This window comes from Roseovarius salinarum (assembly GCF_002834145.1).
GTDB classification, from domain to species: Bacteria; Pseudomonadota; Alphaproteobacteria; order Rhodobacterales; family Rhodobacteraceae; genus Roseovarius; species Roseovarius salinarum.
The window spans coordinates 263,564-281,157 of record NZ_PHNT01000001.1 but is presented as its reverse complement, the minus strand read 5'-3'; the positions used below and the strand labels follow the sequence as shown (position 1 = coordinate 281,157).

Annotated in this window: 15 protein-coding genes; 12 read left to right on the top strand and 3 right to left on the bottom strand. The window is 68.7% G+C overall.

Annotation, left to right across the window (positions count from 1 at the left end; all coding sequences use genetic code 11):
* Positions 1–46: 46 nt before the first annotated feature.
* From hutI to CEF10_RS01380, 10 genes are all read left to right on the top strand, one after another.
* Positions 47–1,240: an imidazolonepropionase gene (gene hutI, locus CEF10_RS01425; RefSeq protein WP_101065565.1), complete on the top strand. Its 1,194-nt coding sequence runs from the start codon at positions 47–49 to the stop codon at positions 1,238–1,240.
* Entirely contained in the window at positions 1,237–2,778 is a 1,542-nt protein-coding gene (hutH, locus tag CEF10_RS01420) for a histidine ammonia-lyase (protein ID WP_101065564.1), read from the top strand. Before hutI ends, hutH begins: the two co-directional genes overlap by 4 nt.
* Before the next feature lie 109 nt (positions 2,779–2,887).
* Entirely contained in the window at positions 2,888–3,682 is a 795-nt protein-coding gene (gene hutG, locus CEF10_RS01415) for an N-formylglutamate deformylase (protein ID WP_101065563.1), read from the top strand.
* The gene (locus CEF10_RS01410) at positions 3,679–4,863 is read left to right on the top strand and encodes a CaiB/BaiF CoA transferase family protein (protein ID WP_101065562.1); all 1,185 of its coding nucleotides are present in this window, start codon (positions 3,679–3,681) and stop codon (positions 4,861–4,863) included. Before hutG ends, CEF10_RS01410 begins: the two co-directional genes overlap by 4 nt.
* The gene (locus CEF10_RS01405) at positions 4,860–6,005 is read left to right on the top strand and encodes an acyl-CoA dehydrogenase family protein (protein WP_101065561.1); all 1,146 of its coding nucleotides are present in this window, start codon (positions 4,860–4,862) and stop codon (positions 6,003–6,005) included. Before CEF10_RS01410 ends, CEF10_RS01405 begins: the two co-directional genes overlap by 4 nt.
* A 15-nt stretch (positions 6,006–6,020) precedes the next feature.
* Positions 6,021–7,688, top strand: a complete 1,668-nt coding sequence (gene hutU, locus CEF10_RS01400) for a urocanate hydratase (RefSeq protein ID WP_101065560.1) — start codon at positions 6,021–6,023, stop codon at positions 7,686–7,688.
* A 115-nt stretch (positions 7,689–7,803) separates the two neighbouring features.
* Positions 7,804–8,238 carry a DUF1810 domain-containing protein gene (locus CEF10_RS01395; protein ID WP_101065559.1) on the top strand — a complete coding sequence of 145 codons (435 nt, stop codon included), beginning with the start codon at positions 7,804–7,806 and terminating at the stop codon, positions 8,236–8,238.
* 51 nt (positions 8,239–8,289) lie between these two features.
* Complete coding sequence (locus CEF10_RS01390; RefSeq protein WP_101065558.1) at positions 8,290–9,375, top strand: TRAP transporter substrate-binding protein; 1,086 nt, start codon at positions 8,290–8,292, stop codon at positions 9,373–9,375.
* Positions 9,376–9,440: 65 nt separating this feature from the next.
* Complete coding sequence (locus CEF10_RS01385) at positions 9,441–9,947, top strand: TRAP transporter small permease subunit (RefSeq protein WP_101065557.1); 507 nt, start codon at positions 9,441–9,443, stop codon at positions 9,945–9,947.
* Complete coding sequence (locus CEF10_RS01380) at positions 9,947–11,497, top strand: TRAP transporter large permease (protein WP_198586131.1); 1,551 nt, start codon at positions 9,947–9,949, stop codon at positions 11,495–11,497. Before CEF10_RS01385 ends, CEF10_RS01380 begins: the two co-directional genes overlap by 1 nt.
* Positions 11,498–11,516: 19 nt before the next feature.
* Here CEF10_RS01380 and CEF10_RS01375 read toward each other — a convergent pair whose 3' ends face one another.
* From CEF10_RS01375 to CEF10_RS01365, 3 genes are all read right to left on the bottom strand, one after another.
* Complete coding sequence (locus tag CEF10_RS01375; RefSeq protein ID WP_101065556.1) at positions 11,517–12,362, bottom strand: 4-(cytidine 5'-diphospho)-2-C-methyl-D-erythritol kinase; 846 nt, start codon at positions 12,360–12,362, stop codon at positions 11,517–11,519.
* On the bottom strand, positions 12,352–14,070 hold the full coding sequence (locus tag CEF10_RS01370) for a tetratricopeptide repeat protein (protein WP_101066019.1): 1,719 nt from the start codon (positions 14,068–14,070) through the stop codon (positions 12,352–12,354). Before CEF10_RS01370 ends, CEF10_RS01375 begins: the two co-directional genes overlap by 11 nt.
* A 92-nt stretch (positions 14,071–14,162) precedes the next feature.
* Entirely contained in the window at positions 14,163–15,812 is a 1,650-nt protein-coding gene (locus CEF10_RS01365) for an electron transfer flavoprotein-ubiquinone oxidoreductase (RefSeq protein ID WP_101066017.1), read from the bottom strand.
* Between the two features lie 266 nt (positions 15,813–16,078).
* On the opposite strand from CEF10_RS01365, the gene greA reads away from it, so the two are divergent.
* Both greA and CEF10_RS01355 read left to right on the top strand, forming a co-directional pair.
* Positions 16,079–16,549, top strand: coding sequence for a transcription elongation factor GreA (gene greA / locus CEF10_RS01360; RefSeq protein WP_101065555.1), 471 nt, complete (start codon positions 16,079–16,081; stop codon positions 16,547–16,549).
* Positions 16,550–16,562: 13 nt separating this feature from the next.
* Positions 16,563–17,588 carry a hypothetical protein gene (locus tag CEF10_RS01355; protein ID WP_101065554.1) on the top strand — a complete coding sequence of 342 codons (1,026 nt, stop codon included), beginning with the start codon at positions 16,563–16,565 and terminating at the stop codon, positions 17,586–17,588.
* Positions 17,589–17,594: the final 6 nt, after the last annotated feature.

Here is a 17,594-nt window from a genome sequence, read left to right as displayed (position 1 = left end):
CATACATAATAGCCAAAAGAACACGCCAATCAAGGATCGAGTCGCCATGCTTCTCCGAAACGCGCGGATCGCCACGATGCAGCCGGGTGCTCCCTACGGCCTGATCGAGCATGGCGTCGTCGCCGTGCAAGACGGCCGGATCGCCTGGGTCGGTTCCGAAGCGGACATTCCCGCGGACTGGGCCGATGCGCCGGGCGAGGATCTCGGAGGGCGGCTCGTCACCCCGGCGCCGATCGATTGTCACACGCACATCGTGCACGGTGGTGACCGCGCCGGGGAATTCGAGATGCGGCTCGAAGGTGCAAGCTACGAGGAGGTGGCCCGCGCCGGTGGCGGCATCGTCTCGACCGTCCGCGCCACCCGCGACGCGGACGAGGACGCCTTGCTTGCGCGGGCCCTGCGGTTTGCCGACGCGCTGATCGCCGAAGGCGCCTGCGTGATCGAGGTGAAATCGGGCTACGGCCTCGACGTGGAGACGGAGCTCCGGATGCTGCGCGCGGCGCGCGCCATCGAAACGGCGCGGCCGGTGCGGGTGCGCACCAGCTTTCTGGGCGCCCATGCCGTGCCACCCGAATACAAGGGCCGCCCGGATGCCTATATCGACGAGGTCTGCCTGCCCGCGCTGGAGGCTGTCGCGGCCGAGCGCCTGGCCGATGCCGTCGACGGCTTCTGCGAGGGCATCGCCTTCGATACCGACCAGATCGGCCGCGTGTTCGACCGCGCCGCCGCGCTGGGCCTGCCGTTGAAACTGCACGCCGAGCAGCTGTCGCACATGGGTGGCACGGCGCTGGCGGCGCGGTACGGTGCCCTGTCGGCCGATCACGTGGAATATACCACCCAGGCGGACGCGCAGGCGCTCGCCGACGCGGGCAGCGCCGCGGTGCTGCTGCCCGGCGCCTTCTACACCCTTCACGAGACGCAGCTGCCCCCCGTCGCGGCCTTCCGCGCGGCCGGCGTGCCGATGGCGCTGGCAACCGATTGCAATCCCGGCTCCTCGCCGCTGGCCTCGCTGCTGCTGACGATGAACATGGGCTGCACCCTGTTCCGCATGACGCCGGAGGAGGCGTTGGCGGGCATAACGCGCAACGCCGCCCGCGCGCTGGGGCTGGACGACACCGGCACGATCGCACCGGGCCTGCGCGCGGATCTCGCGATCTGGAACGTGAGCCAACCGGCCGAACTGGCTTACCGCATCGGGTTCAATCCGCTTCACCGCCGCATTTTCGGAGGACAGGGATGACTGTCACGCTTACCCCCGGCCAGACGGACCTGGCGACGCTGGAACGCCTGTGGCGCGACGGCGCGGCGGCGCGGCTGGACCGCGCCGTGAAACCCGACGTGGAGGCGGCGGAGGCACTGGTGCGGCGCGCCGCGGCGGGCGACGACCCCGTCTACGGCGTGAACACCGGGTTCGGCAAGCTTGCCAGCGTCAAGATCCCGGCCGGCGACACCACGGCGTTGCAGCGCAACCTGATCCTGTCGCATTGCTGCGGGGTCGGCACGCCACTGGACGAACCGGCAGTGCGGCTGATGATGGCGCTGAAGTTGCTGTCGCTGGGCCGCGGTGCCTCGGGCGTGGCGTGGCGCACGATCGAGCTGATCGAGGGGATGCTGGCCGAGGGTGTCACGCCCGTGGTGCCCGACCAGGGGTCGGTCGGGGCATCGGGCGACCTGGCGCCGCTGGCGCACATGGCCGCGGTGATGATCGGAGAGGGCGAAGCCTGGCACGATGGCGCCCGCCTGCCCGGGGCACGGGCATTGGCGAACGCGGGGCTGGGGCCGATCGAGCTGGGCCCGAAGGAGGGGCTGGCGCTGATCAACGGCACGCAGTTCTCCACCGCCTGCGCGCTCCTGGGGCTGTGGGACGGCTGGCGCTGCGCACAGGCCGCCACCGTCACCGCGGCGCTGTCCACCGACGCGATCATGGGCTCGACCGCGCCGCTGCAACCCGCGCTGCACGAATTGCGCGGCCACGCCGGCCAGACCGAGGCGGCGGCGGCCCAGCGCGCGTTGATGGACGGCTCCGAGATCCGCGAAAGCCACCGCGAGGGCGACACCCGGGTGCAGGATCCGTATTGCATCCGCTGCCACGCGCAGGTGACCGGCGCGGCGCTTGACCTGCTGCGCGGCGCGGCGCGCACGCTGGAGACCGAGGCGAACGCGGCCACCGACAATCCGTTGGTGCTGGTGGACGACACCCACCCGCAGGGTGGCATGATCGTGTCCGGCGGCAACTTCCATGCCGAGCCGGTGGGCTTCGCCGCCGACCAGATCGCGCTTGCGCTGGCCGAGATCGGGGCCATCGCCCAGCGGCGCGTGGCGCTGATGGTCGACCCGAATCTCAACTGCGACCTGCCGCCCTTCCTCACGCCCGAGCCGGGGCTGAACTCGGGCTTGATGATCGCGGAAGTCACCACCGCCGCGCTGATGAGCGAGAACAAGCACCTCGCCACCCCCTGCACCACCGACAGCACGCCGACCTCGGCCAACCAGGAGGACCACGTGAGCATGGCCGCCCACGCGGCGCGGCGGCTGGCCCGGATGAACGCAAACCTCGCCACGATCCTCGGGGTGGAGGCGATCTGCGGCGCGCAGGGCATCGCCTTCCGCGCGCCGCTGGCCACCAGCGCGCGGCTGCAGGCGGCCATCGCGCGGCTGCGCGCGGACATCCCCGCGATCGAGGCCGACCGGTATCTCGCGCCCGACCTGCAGGCGGCGGCGGCACTGATCCGCGGCGGGGCGCTGGCCAGTGCGGCCGGGCTGGAGATGGTGCTGTGAGCCGATGGCCGGCCCCCGGGCCAGCGCGCGCGGAGGGGCGCTGCCCCTCTTGGCCTGCGGCCAATTCACCCCGGAGTATTTCGGGCAAGATGAAGATCGGGAGGAAGGAATGACGCCGGTGGAGGTCAAGCGGGGCAACGGGCCGATCGTGCTGGGCATGCCCCACACCGGCACGCATGTGCCGGCGCCGGTCTGGGACCGGCTGAACGACCGCGGCCGTGCACTGGCCGACACCGACTGGAACATCCACCAGCTCTACGACGGGGTGCTTGGCGACGCCACGGTGGTGCGCGCGACCTTCCACCGCTACGTCATCGACGCCAACCGCGACCCGGAGGGCCACAGCCTGTACCCGGGGCAGAACACCACCGGGCTGGTGCCGCTGACGGATTTCGACGGGCACGGCATCTGGGCGACGCCGCCCGACGCGGCCGAGATCGCCGCGCGGCGGGCGGCATGGCACGCGCCTTACCACGCGGCGCTGGAGGCCGAGCTTGCGCGCGTGCGTTACCTGCACGGGGTGGCGGTGCTTTACGACTGCCACTCGATCCGGTCGCGGATCCCGTTCCTGTTCGAGGGCACGCTGCCGGACTTCAACATCGGAACCAACGGCGGCACCACCTGCGCGCCGGAGATCGCCGCGACGGCCGAGGCGGTCTGTCGAGGCGCCGAGGGCTATTCGACGGTGGTGGACGGCCGGTTCAAGGGCGGCTGGACCACACGGCACTATGGCCGGCCCGACGCGGATTGGCACGCCATCCAGATGGAACTGGCGCAATGCACCTACATGCACGAAGCGCCGCCGTGGACGTACGAACCGGCCCGGGCCGAGGCCGTCCGGGCGCCGCTGGGCGAACTGCTGGCGCGACTTGACGAACTGGCGCGGGCCGGGGGGCTGTCATGATGCCGCTGAAGGGGATGCGCGTGCTCGATCTGACCCGCGTTCTGGCGGGCCCCTACTGCACGGCACTGCTGGCCGACCTGGGCGCGGAGGTCATCAAGCTCGAGCCGCCGCGGGGCGACGACTACCGCCGCATCGGTCCCTTCACCGAGGGCGAAAGCGCGCTCTTCACGCTCAACAACCGCGGCAAGGCGGGGCTGGCGCTGGACCTGAAGACGCGCGCGGGCCTGGCCCTGGCCCGCCAGATCGCGGGACAGTGCGACGTGGTGGTCGAGAACTTCCGCCCCGGCGTGGCCGAGAAGATCGGGCTGGGGCCACAGGCCCTGCGCGCGGCAGACCCCGGGCTGGTCTACTGCTCGATCTCCGGCTTCGGACAGACAGGACCGTTCCGCGATCTTCCGGCCTATGACCTGGTGGTGCAGGCGATGTCGGGGCTGATGGCCGCGACCGGGGAAGAGGGCGGCGCGCCGCTGAAGACGGGTGAATCCATCGCCGACCTGACGGGCGGGCTGTTCGGGTCCTGGGCGATCATGGCCGCGCTGGTCCGGAAGACCCGCAGCGGTCAGGGTGCGACGCTGGACGTGGCGATGTACGACGCGCTGTTCTCGACGCTCACGACCAGTCACGCGCAGCACTTCTACGGCCAAACCCTGCCCCGGCGGGTGGGCAACCGGCACCCGCTTTCCACCCCGTTCGGCTGTTTCGGAACGGCTGACGGGCAGGTGGTGATCGCGGTTCTGACCGAGGCGCAGTTCGCGCGGCTGGCCGGGCTGATCGGCCGGCCCGAACTGCCCGGGGACCCGCGCTTTGGCAGTGATGGCGCGCGCACCGCGCACGAACCAGAACTGAAGCGCCTGATCGAGGACTGGAGCGGCGGGCAATCGACCGAGGCGGCGATGGTCGCACTGGCCGAGGCGCAGATCCCCTCGGCCCCGATCTGGGACATCGCCGCGGCCGGCACGAGCGCGCACGCCGCCGCGCGCGGGCTGGTGACGGACCTGCCGCATGCCGTGCTGGGCACTGCGCCCACCGTGGCCCAGCCGGTGATGTTTGACGGCGAGAAACCCGCCGCCGGCCACTCGGCCCCTGCGCTTGGCGCGGGCGCGGCGGACATCCTGGAAAGATACTGCGGCGTCGACGCCTCCCGGCTGGCCCGCCTGAAACAGGAGGGCGTGGTGGCATGACCGACCTCGACCACGTGCTGACCGAGGAGGAACGGCTGTTCTGCGACCTGCTGGAGCGGATCGTGGACGAACGCATCGCACCGTTGGCGACGGGCGTGGACGAAAGCGGCACCTTCGTTCACGACCAGCTGGCCGTTCTGGCCGAGGCGGGGATGATGGGCGCCAACCTTCCCGAGGATGCGGGCGGCCCCGGAATCTCGGCGCCGGCGCTGCTGCGCGCGGTGGCAATCGTGGCCGGCGGCTGTGGCTCCACCGCCTCGGCGCTGACGGCGCACTACCTTGCCACGGATTCCATCCTGATCGGCGGCACCGGGGCGCAGAAGGCCGATCTGCTGCCGAAGGCCGCCACGGGCGAGGCGCTGGGTGCCTTCGGGCTGACCGAGCCCGCGGCGGGCAGCGACCCGGCGGACATGAAGACGCGGGCCACGCGCACCGGTGACGGCTGGCACCTGAAGGGCACCAAGTGCTTCATCTCCAACGGCGGCGTGAGCGATTTCGTGGTCGTCTATGCCGTCACCGACCCGGAGGCGGGCCACCGCGGGATCTCCGCCTTCATCCTGCCCAGGGGCACCCCGGGGTTCGTGCCCGGGCCACCGGAAAGGACCATGGGCCTGAAGGGTGGACATGTCTTCACCCTGAACATCGACTGCCACCTGCCTGCCGAGGCTTTGCTGGGCGAGGCCGAGGGCCAGGGGTTCAAGACCGCGATGAAGGTGCTCGACAACGGCCGGGTCGAAGTGGCCGCGCAATGCCTGGGCATGGCCGAGGCGGCGCTGGGGGCAGCCAAGACCTACGCGCGGGACCGCGTGATCGGCGGGGAGGCGCTGGCAGCCAAGCAGGGCATCCGCTGGATGCTGGCCGACATGGGGCTGGAGCTTCAGGCAGCGCGGCTGATGGCGCTGGAGGCGGCCCGCCAGCGCGACCTTGGCAACCGCTTCAGCACCGCCGCCGCGATGGCCAAGCTCAAGGCCTCAGAGGCCGCGGGCCACGTGGCCGACGCCGCGCTGCAGATCCATGGCGGCTATGGCTATACCCGCGACTTCCCGCTTGAACGGATCACCCGCGACCTGCGGATCATGCGCATCTACGAAGGATCGTCCGAGATCCAACGCAACATCATCGCCGGCCACATGCTGGCCTGACCGAGGAGACCCGTGATGACCGACCCCCGCCACAACATCCGCGACATCTATCCCGACACCGGTTCCGAGATCAGCACGAGAAGCTGGCTGACCGAGGCGCCGATGCGCATGATGATGAACAACCTGCACCCCGACGTGGCCGAGAACCCGCACGAGCTGGTGGTCTACGGCGGGATCGGACGCGCGGCGCGCACCTGGGAGGATTTCGACCGGATCGTGGACACCCTCAAGGGGCTGGAAGACGACCAGACGCTTCTGGTGCAGTCGGGCAAGCCGGTGGGCGTGTTCCGCACGCACAGCGATGCGCCGCGCGTGCTGATCGCCAACTCGAACCTCGTGCCGCACTGGGCCACCTGGGACCATTTCAGCGAACTCGATCGCAAGGGGCTGATGATGTACGGCCAGATGACGGCCGGAAGCTGGATCTACATCGGCAGCCAGGGCATCGTGCAGGGCACCTTCGAGACCTTCGCCGAAGCCGGGCGCCAGCACTACGACGGCAGCCTTTCGGGCCGCTGGATCCTGACCGCGGGGCTTGGCGGCATGGGCGGCGCGCAGCCGCTGGCCGCCGTCTTCGCCGGGGCCTGCTGCCTGGCGGTGGAATGCGACGAGGCCCGCGCCGAGTTCCGCAAGCGCACGGGCTACGTCGACGAGATCGCGCATGACCTCGACACCGCCCTGGAGATGATCGGACGGTGGACGAAGGCGGGCGAGGCGAAGTCGGTGGCGCTGATCGGCAACGCCGCGGATGTCTTCCCCGAGCTGGCCAGGCGCGGTGTCCACCCCGACATCGTCACCGACCAGACAAGCGCGCACGACCCCGTGCACGGGTACCTTCCGCGGGGCTGGAGCGTGGCCGAATGGCGCGCGCGGCAGGAAACCGAACCCAAGGCGGTGGAGGCCGCGGCGCGTGCCAGCATGAAGACGCACGTGCAGGCGATGGTGGATTTCTGGAACGCCGGCGTGCCGACGCTCGATTACGGAAACAACATCCGGCAGGTGGCGCTGGAGGAGGGGCTGGAAAACGCCTTTGCCTTTCCCGGTTTCGTGCCCGCCTACATCCGGCCGCTGTTCTGCCGCGGGGTGGGGCCGTTCCGGTGGTGCGCCCTGTCGGGCGACCCCGAGGACATCTACCGCACCGACGCCAAGGTGAAGGAGCTGATCGACGACCCGCACCTTCACACCTGGCTGGACATGGCCCGCGATCGTATCAGCTTCCAGGGCTTGCCCGCGCGCATTTGCTGGGTCGGGCTGGGCCAGCGGCACAGGCTGGGACTGGCCTTCAACGAGATGGTCCGCAACGGCGAGCTCAAGGCGCCGGTGGTGATCGGGCGCGACCACCTCGATTCGGGTTCCGTCGCCTCGCCCAACCGCGAAACCGAGGGCATGCTCGACGGCTCGGACGCCGTCAGCGACTGGCCGCTCCTGAACGCGCTGCTGAATTGCGCCAGCGGGGCGACATGGGTCAGCCTGCATCACGGCGGCGGCGTGGGCATGGGCTTTTCCCAGCACTCGGGAATGGTGATCTGCTGCGACGGGACCGAGGACGCGGACCGGCGCATCGCCAACGTGTTGTGGAACGACCCGGCCACCGGCGTGATGCGCCACGCCGACGCGGGCTACGACATCGCGCTCGATTGCGCGCGCGAGCACGGTCTGAACCTGCCGGGGATTCTGAAATGAGGGCGGCAGGAAAGACCGGCTGCGCCATGGGTGCGCACCCTGCGGGCTGGCGTGGGCCGGGGGGCATCCCGGCACCCGTGGGCTGGCCGGGCGGCCCCCACCCGACGGAGGGAGCATGAGCCTCGATCGGTTCAAACAAGCACAGGATGGCGTCTGGCCGCGCCCCTTGGAGGAGATCCGGGCGGGACGGAAGACGAGCCACTGGATGTGGTACGTCTTCCCCCAGCTCCGGGGCCTGGGCCGGTCGGCCACGGCACAGCATTACGGCCTCAAGGACATCGAGGAGGCGCGCGCCTATCTCGATCATCCCGTGCTGGGGCCGCGCCTGACCGAGATTTCCCGGGCGATGCTTGCGCACGCGGGCACGCCGCCCGAGGACATCCTGGGACCGGTGGATTCGCTGAAGCTGCGCTCCTGCGCGACGCTCTTTCTGGAGGCCGGCGGGCCACGGGAGGTCTTCGGCGCCCTGATCGACGCCTTCTACCAAGGAACCCCCTGCCCCGAGACGCGACAGATGCTCGGGGCGGATACGGACCATCACCGGAAATAGAACCGGGCGTGGTTTTCTGACAATCTGTCATCGAAGGAGGAGGACGAAGCAATGAAAAGACGCGACTTCATGAAGGCCGGTGCCGTCGGCACGGCGGCCACCGCCCTGGCGACGCCCGCCGTGGCGCAGGACAAGCGCCAATGGACGATGGTCACCGCCTGGCCGCGCAACCTGCCCGGGCCGGGCGTGGCGGCGCAGACCCTCGCCGACCGGATCAGCACGCTTTCGGGCGGGCGGCTCGAGGTGAAGCTCCATGCCGCCGGCGAGATCGTTCCGGGCTCGGGCGTGTTCGACGCCGTCTCCGAGGGCACGGCGGACCTGTATCACGCCGTCCCCGCCTACTGGGGCTCGAAATCCAAGGGCATCCTGCTGTTCGGCTCGCAGCCCTTCGGTCTGCGCGCCGAGGAACAGGTGGGGTGGATGGTCCACGGCGGCGGCCAGGAGCTTTATGACGAGATGTACGGCCGCTTCGGCGTGAAACCCTTCCTGTGCGGCAACTCGGGGCCGCAGTGGTTCGGCTGGTTCCGCGACGAGATCACCTCGGTAGACGACCTCAAGGGCATGAAGTACCGCTCCACCGGGCTGGCATCCGAGATGTGCAGCGAACTGGGCATGGCGGTGCAGGCGATGTCGGGCGCCGCGATGTTCCAGGCCCTGCAATCCGGCGCGCTGGACGCGGGCGAATTCATCGGGCCCTGGACGGACTCCGCGCTGGGCTACCACCAGATCGCCAAGAACTACTATTGGCCGGGCGTGGGCGAACCGTCCTCGGCCGAGGAGTGCGGCGTGAACCTGGAAGCCTACGAGGCGCTGCCCGACGATCTCAAGCAAGTGGTCAAGACGGCATGTTCGAGCCTCTACAACGATGTCTGGACCGAATACGAGACCAAGCACGCCCGCGCGCTGGTCGAACTGGTCGAGAACGAGGGCGTCACGCCCCGCAAGCTGCCCGACGAGGTCGTGACCGAACTCGGCAAGGCCGCGGAGACCGTGATCGGCAGCCTGCGCGAGGATGACGACGAGCTGGTGCGCCGTATCGCGGAAAGCTTCGTCGCCTACCGCGATTCGGTGGGCCGCTACATGGTGCACGCCGACAACGGCCAGATGAACGCCCGGGCAAAGGTCCTGGGCTTCTGAAGACCCTTGGCCCGGCGTGCGCGGCGTGCCGGGCCGATACGACGCGGGCAACGGGGGAACAGCGCATGGAACGCATCGCCGACCGACTGGATGCCATCAACCGCCACACCGGGCGTGTGATCCGGTGGCTGGCACTGATCATGGTGCTCGTGCAGTTCGCCGTCGTCCTGCTGCGCTACGTCTACGGGATGAGCTGGATCGCCCTCAACGAAAGCGTGCTCTACATGCACGCCACGCTGTTCATGCTGGGGGCGGGGTATACCCTTATGGTGGACGACCACGTGCGCGTGGACATCTTTCAGGCCAAGGCGGGCGCGGCCGGCAAGGCGCGGATCGACCTGTTCGGCCATCTCGTCCTGCTGATCCCGTCGATGCTGGCGCTGCTCTACTGGTCCTGGCCGTCCGTTCGCAACGCCTGGGCCATCCTCGAGGGGCCGATCTCCGTCGGCGGCATCCCGGCGGTGTTCCTGCTGAAATCGCTGATCCCCGCCTTCTGTGTGCTGCTGATCGTCCAGTCGGTCGCCTGCCTGCTGCGCAACATCCTGACCCTCGGAAACGGGGGCGCACGGTGATCCTCGAATACATCGACCTTCTGATGGTCGCGGCCCTGATGGGGGCGATCCTGATCGGCTTTCCCGTCTCCTTCGCGATCGCGGGCACCGCGATCATCTTCGCCTATGCCGGCTGGGCGGCCGGTGCGATGAAGCTGAACCTGCTGGGCGCGCTGGGCCAGCGCGTCTTCGGCGTGATGACCAACGACGTCCTGATCGCCATCCCGCTTTTCGTGACGATGGGCGTGATCCTCGAACGCTCGCGCATCGCCGAGGACCTGCTCGATACCATGGGCCGCCTTTTCGGCCAGCTCCGCGGCGGGCTTGGCATCTCCGTCGTTGTCGTCGGCGCGCTGCTCGCCGCCTCCACCGGCATCGTGGGCGCCACCGTGATCGCCATGGGGCTGATCGCATTGCCCACCATGTTGCGCACGGGCTACGATCCGCGGCTGGCCTCCGGCCTCGTCTGCACCGCGGGCACGCTGGGGCAGATCATCCCGCCCTCGACGCTGCTGATCATCCTGTCCGACGTGATGTCCTCGGCCTACCAGCAGGCCCAGTACGAGCAGGGCAAGTTCAGCGTCGAGACGATTTCCGTGGGCCAGATCTTCGCCGGCGCGCTGGTGCCGGGGCTGTCGCTGGTGACGATCTACATCCTCTACATCCTGCTGCGGGGGGCGATCCGGCCGCAAGACATGCCGCCCGCGCCCACGCCCGGGGGGCGGCCCGGGCTGGCGACGGTGACGGGCGCGGTCGTCCCGCCGGTCGTGCTGATCGTCGCCGTGCTGGGCGCCATCCTGGGCGGCGTGGCGACACCGACCGAGGCGGCCTCGGTGGGCGCGGTGGGCGCGATCCTGATGGCCGGCGCCCGGCAGGGCGTTGACCACCGCCTGATCCTCGCTGGCGCGGCCGCCTTCCTGACGCTGGCCGTGGCGGCGGGGCTCGCCCCGGTCCGGCTTCAGCGCAGCGATGCGGGGGCCGCCGACTGGGCGCTCGGGGCGGTCTACGCCGCGCTCGCGCTCGGCGGGATCATCGCGCTGGCGGCGTCGTTGCGCCAGCTCTACCGGCGCGACCTGCTTGTCGGGGCGCTGACCACCACGATGACCGTAACCGCGATGATCTTCGGCACGATCCTGATGGCAAGCGTCTTCAGCCTTGTCTTCGTCGGGCTGGGCGGCGAGGAGAGGGTCGCCACCATCCTTGAGACGATGCCGGGCGGGCCGACCGGTGCGCTGATCTTCGCGATGGCGCTGATCTTCGTGCTCGGGTTCTTCCTCGATTTCGTCGAGATCACCGTGATCCTGCTGCCGCTCGTGGCGCCGGTGCTGATCCTGATGGGGCACGATCCGATCTGGCTGGCGATCCTGATCGCGATCAACCTGCAAACGTCGTTCCTGACACCGCCTTTCGGGTTTTCGCTGTTCTACCTGCGCGGTGCGGCCCCGCCCGAGATCACCACCGGCCAGATCTATGCCGGCGTGGCGCCCTTCATCCTGCTGCAGATCATCGGGATCACGGTCATATGGGCGGTGCCGGAACTGGCGACCTGGTTGCCCGAGGCCGTTTTCTGAAAAGGCGTCTCCGCCGGGTTCAGCCCGGCGTGGCGGGGTTGAGTCGCACGGCGTGAACCCACCACCCGGGGTTCTGTTCGGTCAGCCGACCCTGCGCCGAGGCGGCTGTCTCGGCATCGTTGTAAATGCCGAAACAGGTGGCGCCCGAGCCCGACATGCGCGCCAGCAGGCAGCCCGGTGTGGCCCTTAGCGTGGCAAAGACCTGGCCGATGACCGGCGCGACCTCCAGTGCCGGCGCCTCCAGGTCGTTGCGCATTTCCGAAAGCCAGGCCACCAGCGCGGCGGAGTCCGGCAACTCCGGCAACGCATCGGGCATCGGCGGATTGTCCGACCGGGTCAGCCCCGCGAAGACCTGGCGCGTCAGAACCGGCAGATCGGGATTGACGAGAACGGCATGGATTTCCGGCAGGTCCGGCAGAAGATCGACGCGTTCACCGACACCCCGCATCCGCGCAGGCCCGCGTGTCATGCACACCGGCACGTCGGCGCCGAGTTCGAGCAGCGCTTCGGGCGCGGGGACGGGTTTGCCGGTCAGCTCCGACAACGCCCGCAACGTGGCCGCGGCATCGCCGGATCCCCCGCCGATCCCGGCGGCCGGCGGCAGGTTCTTTTCCAGCTCCATCGTGGCCGTTGCACCGAACAGCTCTGCCGCGCGCCAGACGAGATTGTCGCGCCCCGTCGGCACCCCCTCGGCCATCGGCCCGGTCAGCGAGAGGGTCGTCTCGTCGGCCGGCGAGATCCGCACGCGGTCGCCGATATCGGCAAAAACCACGAGCGAGTCGAGTTCGTGATACCCGTCTTCCCGGCGCCCCGTCACGTGAAGCGTCAGGTTGACCTTGGCGGGAACGAAGAGCTCAACCGCCATTTTCACCGGCCACTGTAAGCGGGGGCGACCCTTCCTCGGCAAGCACCCGGTCCAGACCGACCTCGAGTTTCCGGCGAATTCGCTCAAGCTCGACGTCCGGCGACGGGTTCTCCTTGTCCACGAAGGACAGGGCACGGCGCCACTGGAACCGCGCCTCGGTCTTGCGGCCGACGGCCCACAGGACATCGCCCAGGTGGTCGTTGACGACCGGGTCCATCGGCATGAGTTCGACGGCGCGCTCCATGTGCTCGACCGCCTCGTCGTACCGGCCGAGCCGGTAAAGCGCCCAGCCCAGGGAATCCACGATGTAGCCGCTGTCGGGCTCCGCCTCGACGGCCCGCTCGATCATGGACAGTGCCTCGTCAAGGGTCTCACGCTTTTCCACAAGCGAATACCCGAGATAGTTGAGCACCTGCGGCTGGTCGGGGTTGAGTTCCAGCGCCCGGCGGAAATCGGCCTCGGCCTTTTCCCAGTTGTCCAGCCGCTCGTGGCAGATGCCGCGCGCGTAGTGGACGAACCACTGGTCCGTATCGCGGTTCTCGTAGATCTCAAGTGCCGCGTCATAGGCGCGCGCTGCACGTTCGAACTGCTGCTGCTGGCGCAGGTGGTCGCCCAGCGTGACGTGCACGCTGGCCATGCGCGGGTGTGTCTCGGTGAGCTGGGCCAGCACCTCGATCGCCGCATCGTCCTTGCCCGCGCTGCGCAGCGCCTCGGCCCGGCCCATCTCCGCGACGTGAAACGCCGGGTGGTCGCGCGGGACACGCGCGTAGGACTCGGTGGCCAGTTCGTAACGCTCCAGCGCTTCCAGAAGTTCCGCCGAAAGCAGCACGGCATCGACGTGGCCGGGATCGAGATACTCGGCCACGCGGGCATACAGCAACGCATAATCCTCGCCCGCATCCGACCGCAGTGCCTGGCCGAGCGAATAGAAAACCTCGGCAATTCCTTCGCGCGCGCCGCGGATCCTGGTGAACGAAAGGCGTTCGCCGTCTTCGAGGCGCGCGCGCATACGCGTCACGCGCGGACCGGGATCGGCCCCGAAGACATCCGAGATCAGCGCGAGCGCATCCTCGTTGCGATCGAGCTGGCTGAGCACCTCGATCCACGCCAGCGTGCCGCGCCGCGTGCGCTGGATCTGCGTGTCGCCGGCATTGGAATATATCTTGTCGGCACCTTCGAAATCGCCCACCGAGGCCAGCGCCAGCGCCTTGTGATAAAGCGCGAAAGCGTTGAGCCCGCGTTCGCGCGACACCTCATCGAACGCGTCGAGCGCCTTTGACATGTCGCCCTGCCCAAGGTGCGCCCAGCCGGCGATAAGCCCGTCGCCAAGCGGCCCGATCCCGCGGCCGGCGTCGATCCGCCCGAGCAGCGCGCCGTACTCTCCGGCCTCGACCTCGCCGGCGATCAGCGCCATGTGCGCCACCTGGCTTTTCAGGTCGTCGGCCTCCATCTTCGCGGCGACGGCCCGGGCCTTTTCCATCTCGCCCAGAGACATCTGCGCGATGATCGTGCTTTCCAGCAGGGCGGGGTTGCCCGGGTCGGAGGCCAGCGCGCGGGTGTAATACTGCGCGGCCGCCTGGAAATCGTTGGCATACCTCGCTTGCCGCGCCGCAAGGTACGGCCCGACCGCCGGATCGGCGAACACGGGAAGCGCAAGGGCCTGCAGAAGGGCCGCGAGGCTCAGGGGAAGAAGGGCTCGTATGGTCACGCCTGTGTGCTCCGGCTGTCTCGGGGTGATCGCCCAGATGTAGCGCGTGGCGCCAGCGTCATCAATGCCGGCCACCAGCCGCCGCGGCGCGATCACATGTTCGGGTAATTGGGGCCGTCGCCCCCCTGCGGCGTCACCCAGTGGATGTTCTCGCTGGGGTCCTTGATGTCGCAGGTCTTGCAGTGCACGCAGTTCTGGAAGTTGATGACAAAGCGCGGCTCCTTGCCTTCCTCGCGCACCACCTCGTAGACGCCCGCCGGGCAATAACGCTGCGCCGGTTCGTCGTAGCGCGGAAGGTTGACGGCGATCGGCACCGACTCGTCCTTCAGCGTCAGGTGGCAGGGCTGGTTTTCCTCGTGGTTGGTCATCGCGTAGGAGACGTTCGTCAACCGGTCGAAGCTGATCTTCCCGTCGGGCTTGGGATAGTCGATCTTCTTGTGCTTCTCTGCCGGCTCGGTCGCCTCGGCGTCGTTCTTGCCGTGGCCGAGCGTGCCCAGCAGCGAAAAGCCCAGCGTGTTGGTCCACATGTCGAAGCCACCCAGGGTCAGCGACGCGGTCAGCCCCATCTTGGACCAAAGCGGCTTGACGTTGCGCACCTTCTTCAGGTCCTTGCCGATGGCGCCCTCGCGCACCTCGGATTCATAGGCGGTCAGCTCGTCGCTGCCGCGCCCGGCCTCCAGCGCCTCGTGCGCGGCCTCCGCCGCGGCCTTGCCCGACAGCATGGCGTTGTGGTTGCCCTTGATGCGCGGGACGTTGACCATGCCGACCGAGCAGCCCAGCAACGCCACCCCCGGCGCCACCATCTTGGGCATCGACTGGTAGCCGCCCTCGGAAATCGCCCGGGCGCCGTAGGCCACGCGCTTGCCGCCCTCCAGCAGCTTGGCGACCTTGGGATGGTGCTTGAACCGCTGGAACTCCATGTAGGGATAGACGTGGGGATTGGTGTAGTTCAGGTGCACCACGAAGCCCACGTAGACCTGGTTGTTCTCAAGGTGGTAGATGAAGCTGCCGCCCCCCGCGTTGCTCCCGAGCGGCCAGCCCATCGTGTGGGTGACCTCGCCCTCGTTGTGCTTGTCGGGGTCGACCTCCCAGATCTCTTTCATGCCAAGACCGTATTTCTGCGGCTCGCGGCCCGCGTCCAGGCCGTACTTGGCGATCACTTCCTTGGACAGGCTGCCGCGCACGCCCTCGCAGAGGAAGACGTAGCGCCCGTGCAACTCCATGCCGGGCTCGTACGACGGCCCAGGGGTGCCGTCGGGGTTGCGGCCGAATTCGCCGGCGACCACGCCCTTCACGCCGCCCTGCTCGTCATAGACCATCTCGGAACACGCCATGCCGGGGAAGACCTCGACACCAAGCTCCTCGGCCTGCTCGGCCATCCAGCGGCACACGTTGCCCATCGAGACGATGTAGTTGCCGTGGTTGTTCATCAGGGGCGGCATCGGCCAGTTGGGCACGCGGATCGATCCGGCCTCGCCCATGACGTAGAAATTGTCCTCCTTGACGGGGGTGTTGAGCGGCGCGCCCTTTTCCTTCCAGTCGGGGATCAGCGCGTCGAGGCCGGACGGGTCGAGCACCGCGCCCGACAGGATATGCGCGCCCACCTCGGACCCCTTTTCAAGCACCACGACCTCGCGGTTGGGATCCAGCTGCTTGAGACGGATCGCGGCGGACAGGCCTGCAGGGCCCGCCCCCACGATCACGACATCGTATTCCATGGCTTCGCGCGTCGTCTCGGACATGTCGGACATCCTTTCCCGGGCGTATCGCTCTTGGCTGGGGCGTTCCGCCCGTGACTACCGCGCCGTCACACGGAAGGTCAATTGGAACACGACGTCCCGCCGTCCCGAAACGGCATGCTCGACCCTCCCGATGCCCTGATTGCACGGGCGCGGCGCATCGTCTATTGCATCGCCCGCACCCCTCGGGGCACTCTGCCAAGAAAACACCAGAGAAGGCCCGCGCTGGGCGAGCCCGAACCGCCCCTTGCCGAAATTGGACGCTCGACATGGAAAAGATCCCGATGACCCGCGCCGGGTATGCCGCGCTGGAAGCCGAATTGAAGCAACTCAAGTCAGAGGAGCGGCCCGCGATCATCCGCGCCATTTCCGAGGCGCGCGAGCACGGTGACCTGTCGGAGAACGCGGAATACCATTCCGCAAAGGAAAAACAGTCCTTCATAGAGGGCCGGATCAAGGAGCTGGAGGGCGTCCTGGGCCTGGCCGAGGTTATCGATCCGGCCAGCCTGTCCGGCCCGATCAAGTTCGGCGCCACCGTCACGCTGGTCGACGAGGAGACCGACGAGGAAAAGACCTGGCAGATCGTCGGCGAATACGAGGCCGACATCAACAACGGCCTTCTCAACATCAAGTCGCCCATCGCGCGCGCCCTTATCGGCAAGGAAGAGGGCGACAGCGTGGAAGTGCGCACGCCAGGTGGCGAGAAGTCATACGAAGTGCTAAAGGTCGCCTATATCTGACAGGCTGACGCCCATGCGCGAACAAGAGGACTCGCCGCCGACCCCGCTCGGTATCTACGACAGGGGCCAGCAGGACCGTATCACGTCGATCGAGGTGGTCGCGTTGACCCTGTCCGTGCTGTGGTTGGGGGGCGCGGCCGTGTTCTTTCTGGTTCTCGTGCCCGGCAACGCAGAAGGCGGTGTGACCAGCGAGGGGGTCGTGCGCTTCGTCGGGATCATGCTGGCCGTCTTCATGCCGGTGGCGATGATCTGGGTCGCCGCCATCGCCGCGCGCACCGCAAGGGTGATGCGCGAGGAAAGCAACAGGCTGCAAACCGCCATCGACGCCGTGCGCCAGAGTTACGTCGCCGGAGTGCAGAACCGCAATGCGGCCGAGCCCTCGGTCAGCCGAAAGCTCGACGAGATCGCGGCCGCTCAGCGCAAGACGGAGTCCGCGCTGGCGATCTTCTCCTCGACCAGACAACCGCCGCCGGCCCGCGCGGCCCGGCCCGCGGCCGAGGCGGCGCCCGCCGCCGGCGACGATCAGGTCGCCCTGCCACTGGGGACGGAAGCCGAGGACATCGCGCCGCCGGTGGACCGCGCGGACTTCATCCGTGCGCTCAACTTCCCGGACACCGTGGACGACAAGGAAGGGTTCGCCGCGTTGCGCCGCGCGCTGAAGGACCGCGAGACGGCCCGGCTGATCCAGGCGGCGCAGGACATCCTGACGCTGATGTCGCAGGACGGCATCTACATGGACGACCTGCGCCCCGACCTCGCCCGGCCAGAGGTCTGGCGGCGCTTCGCCGCCGGCGAACGCGGCCGCGCGATCGCCGGGCTGGGCGGCATCCGCGACCGATCCTCGCTGGCACTGACGAACGCGCGCATGAAGCGGGATGCCATCTACCGCGACGCGGCGCACCATTTCCTGCGGCGGTTCGACAAGATGGTCACCCAGTTCGTCGAAACCGCAAGCGACGCCGAGATCACCGAACTGTCAGACACCCGCACCGCGCGGGCCTTCATGCTGCTGGGCCGGGTCGCCGGCACCTTCGACTGAAACCCG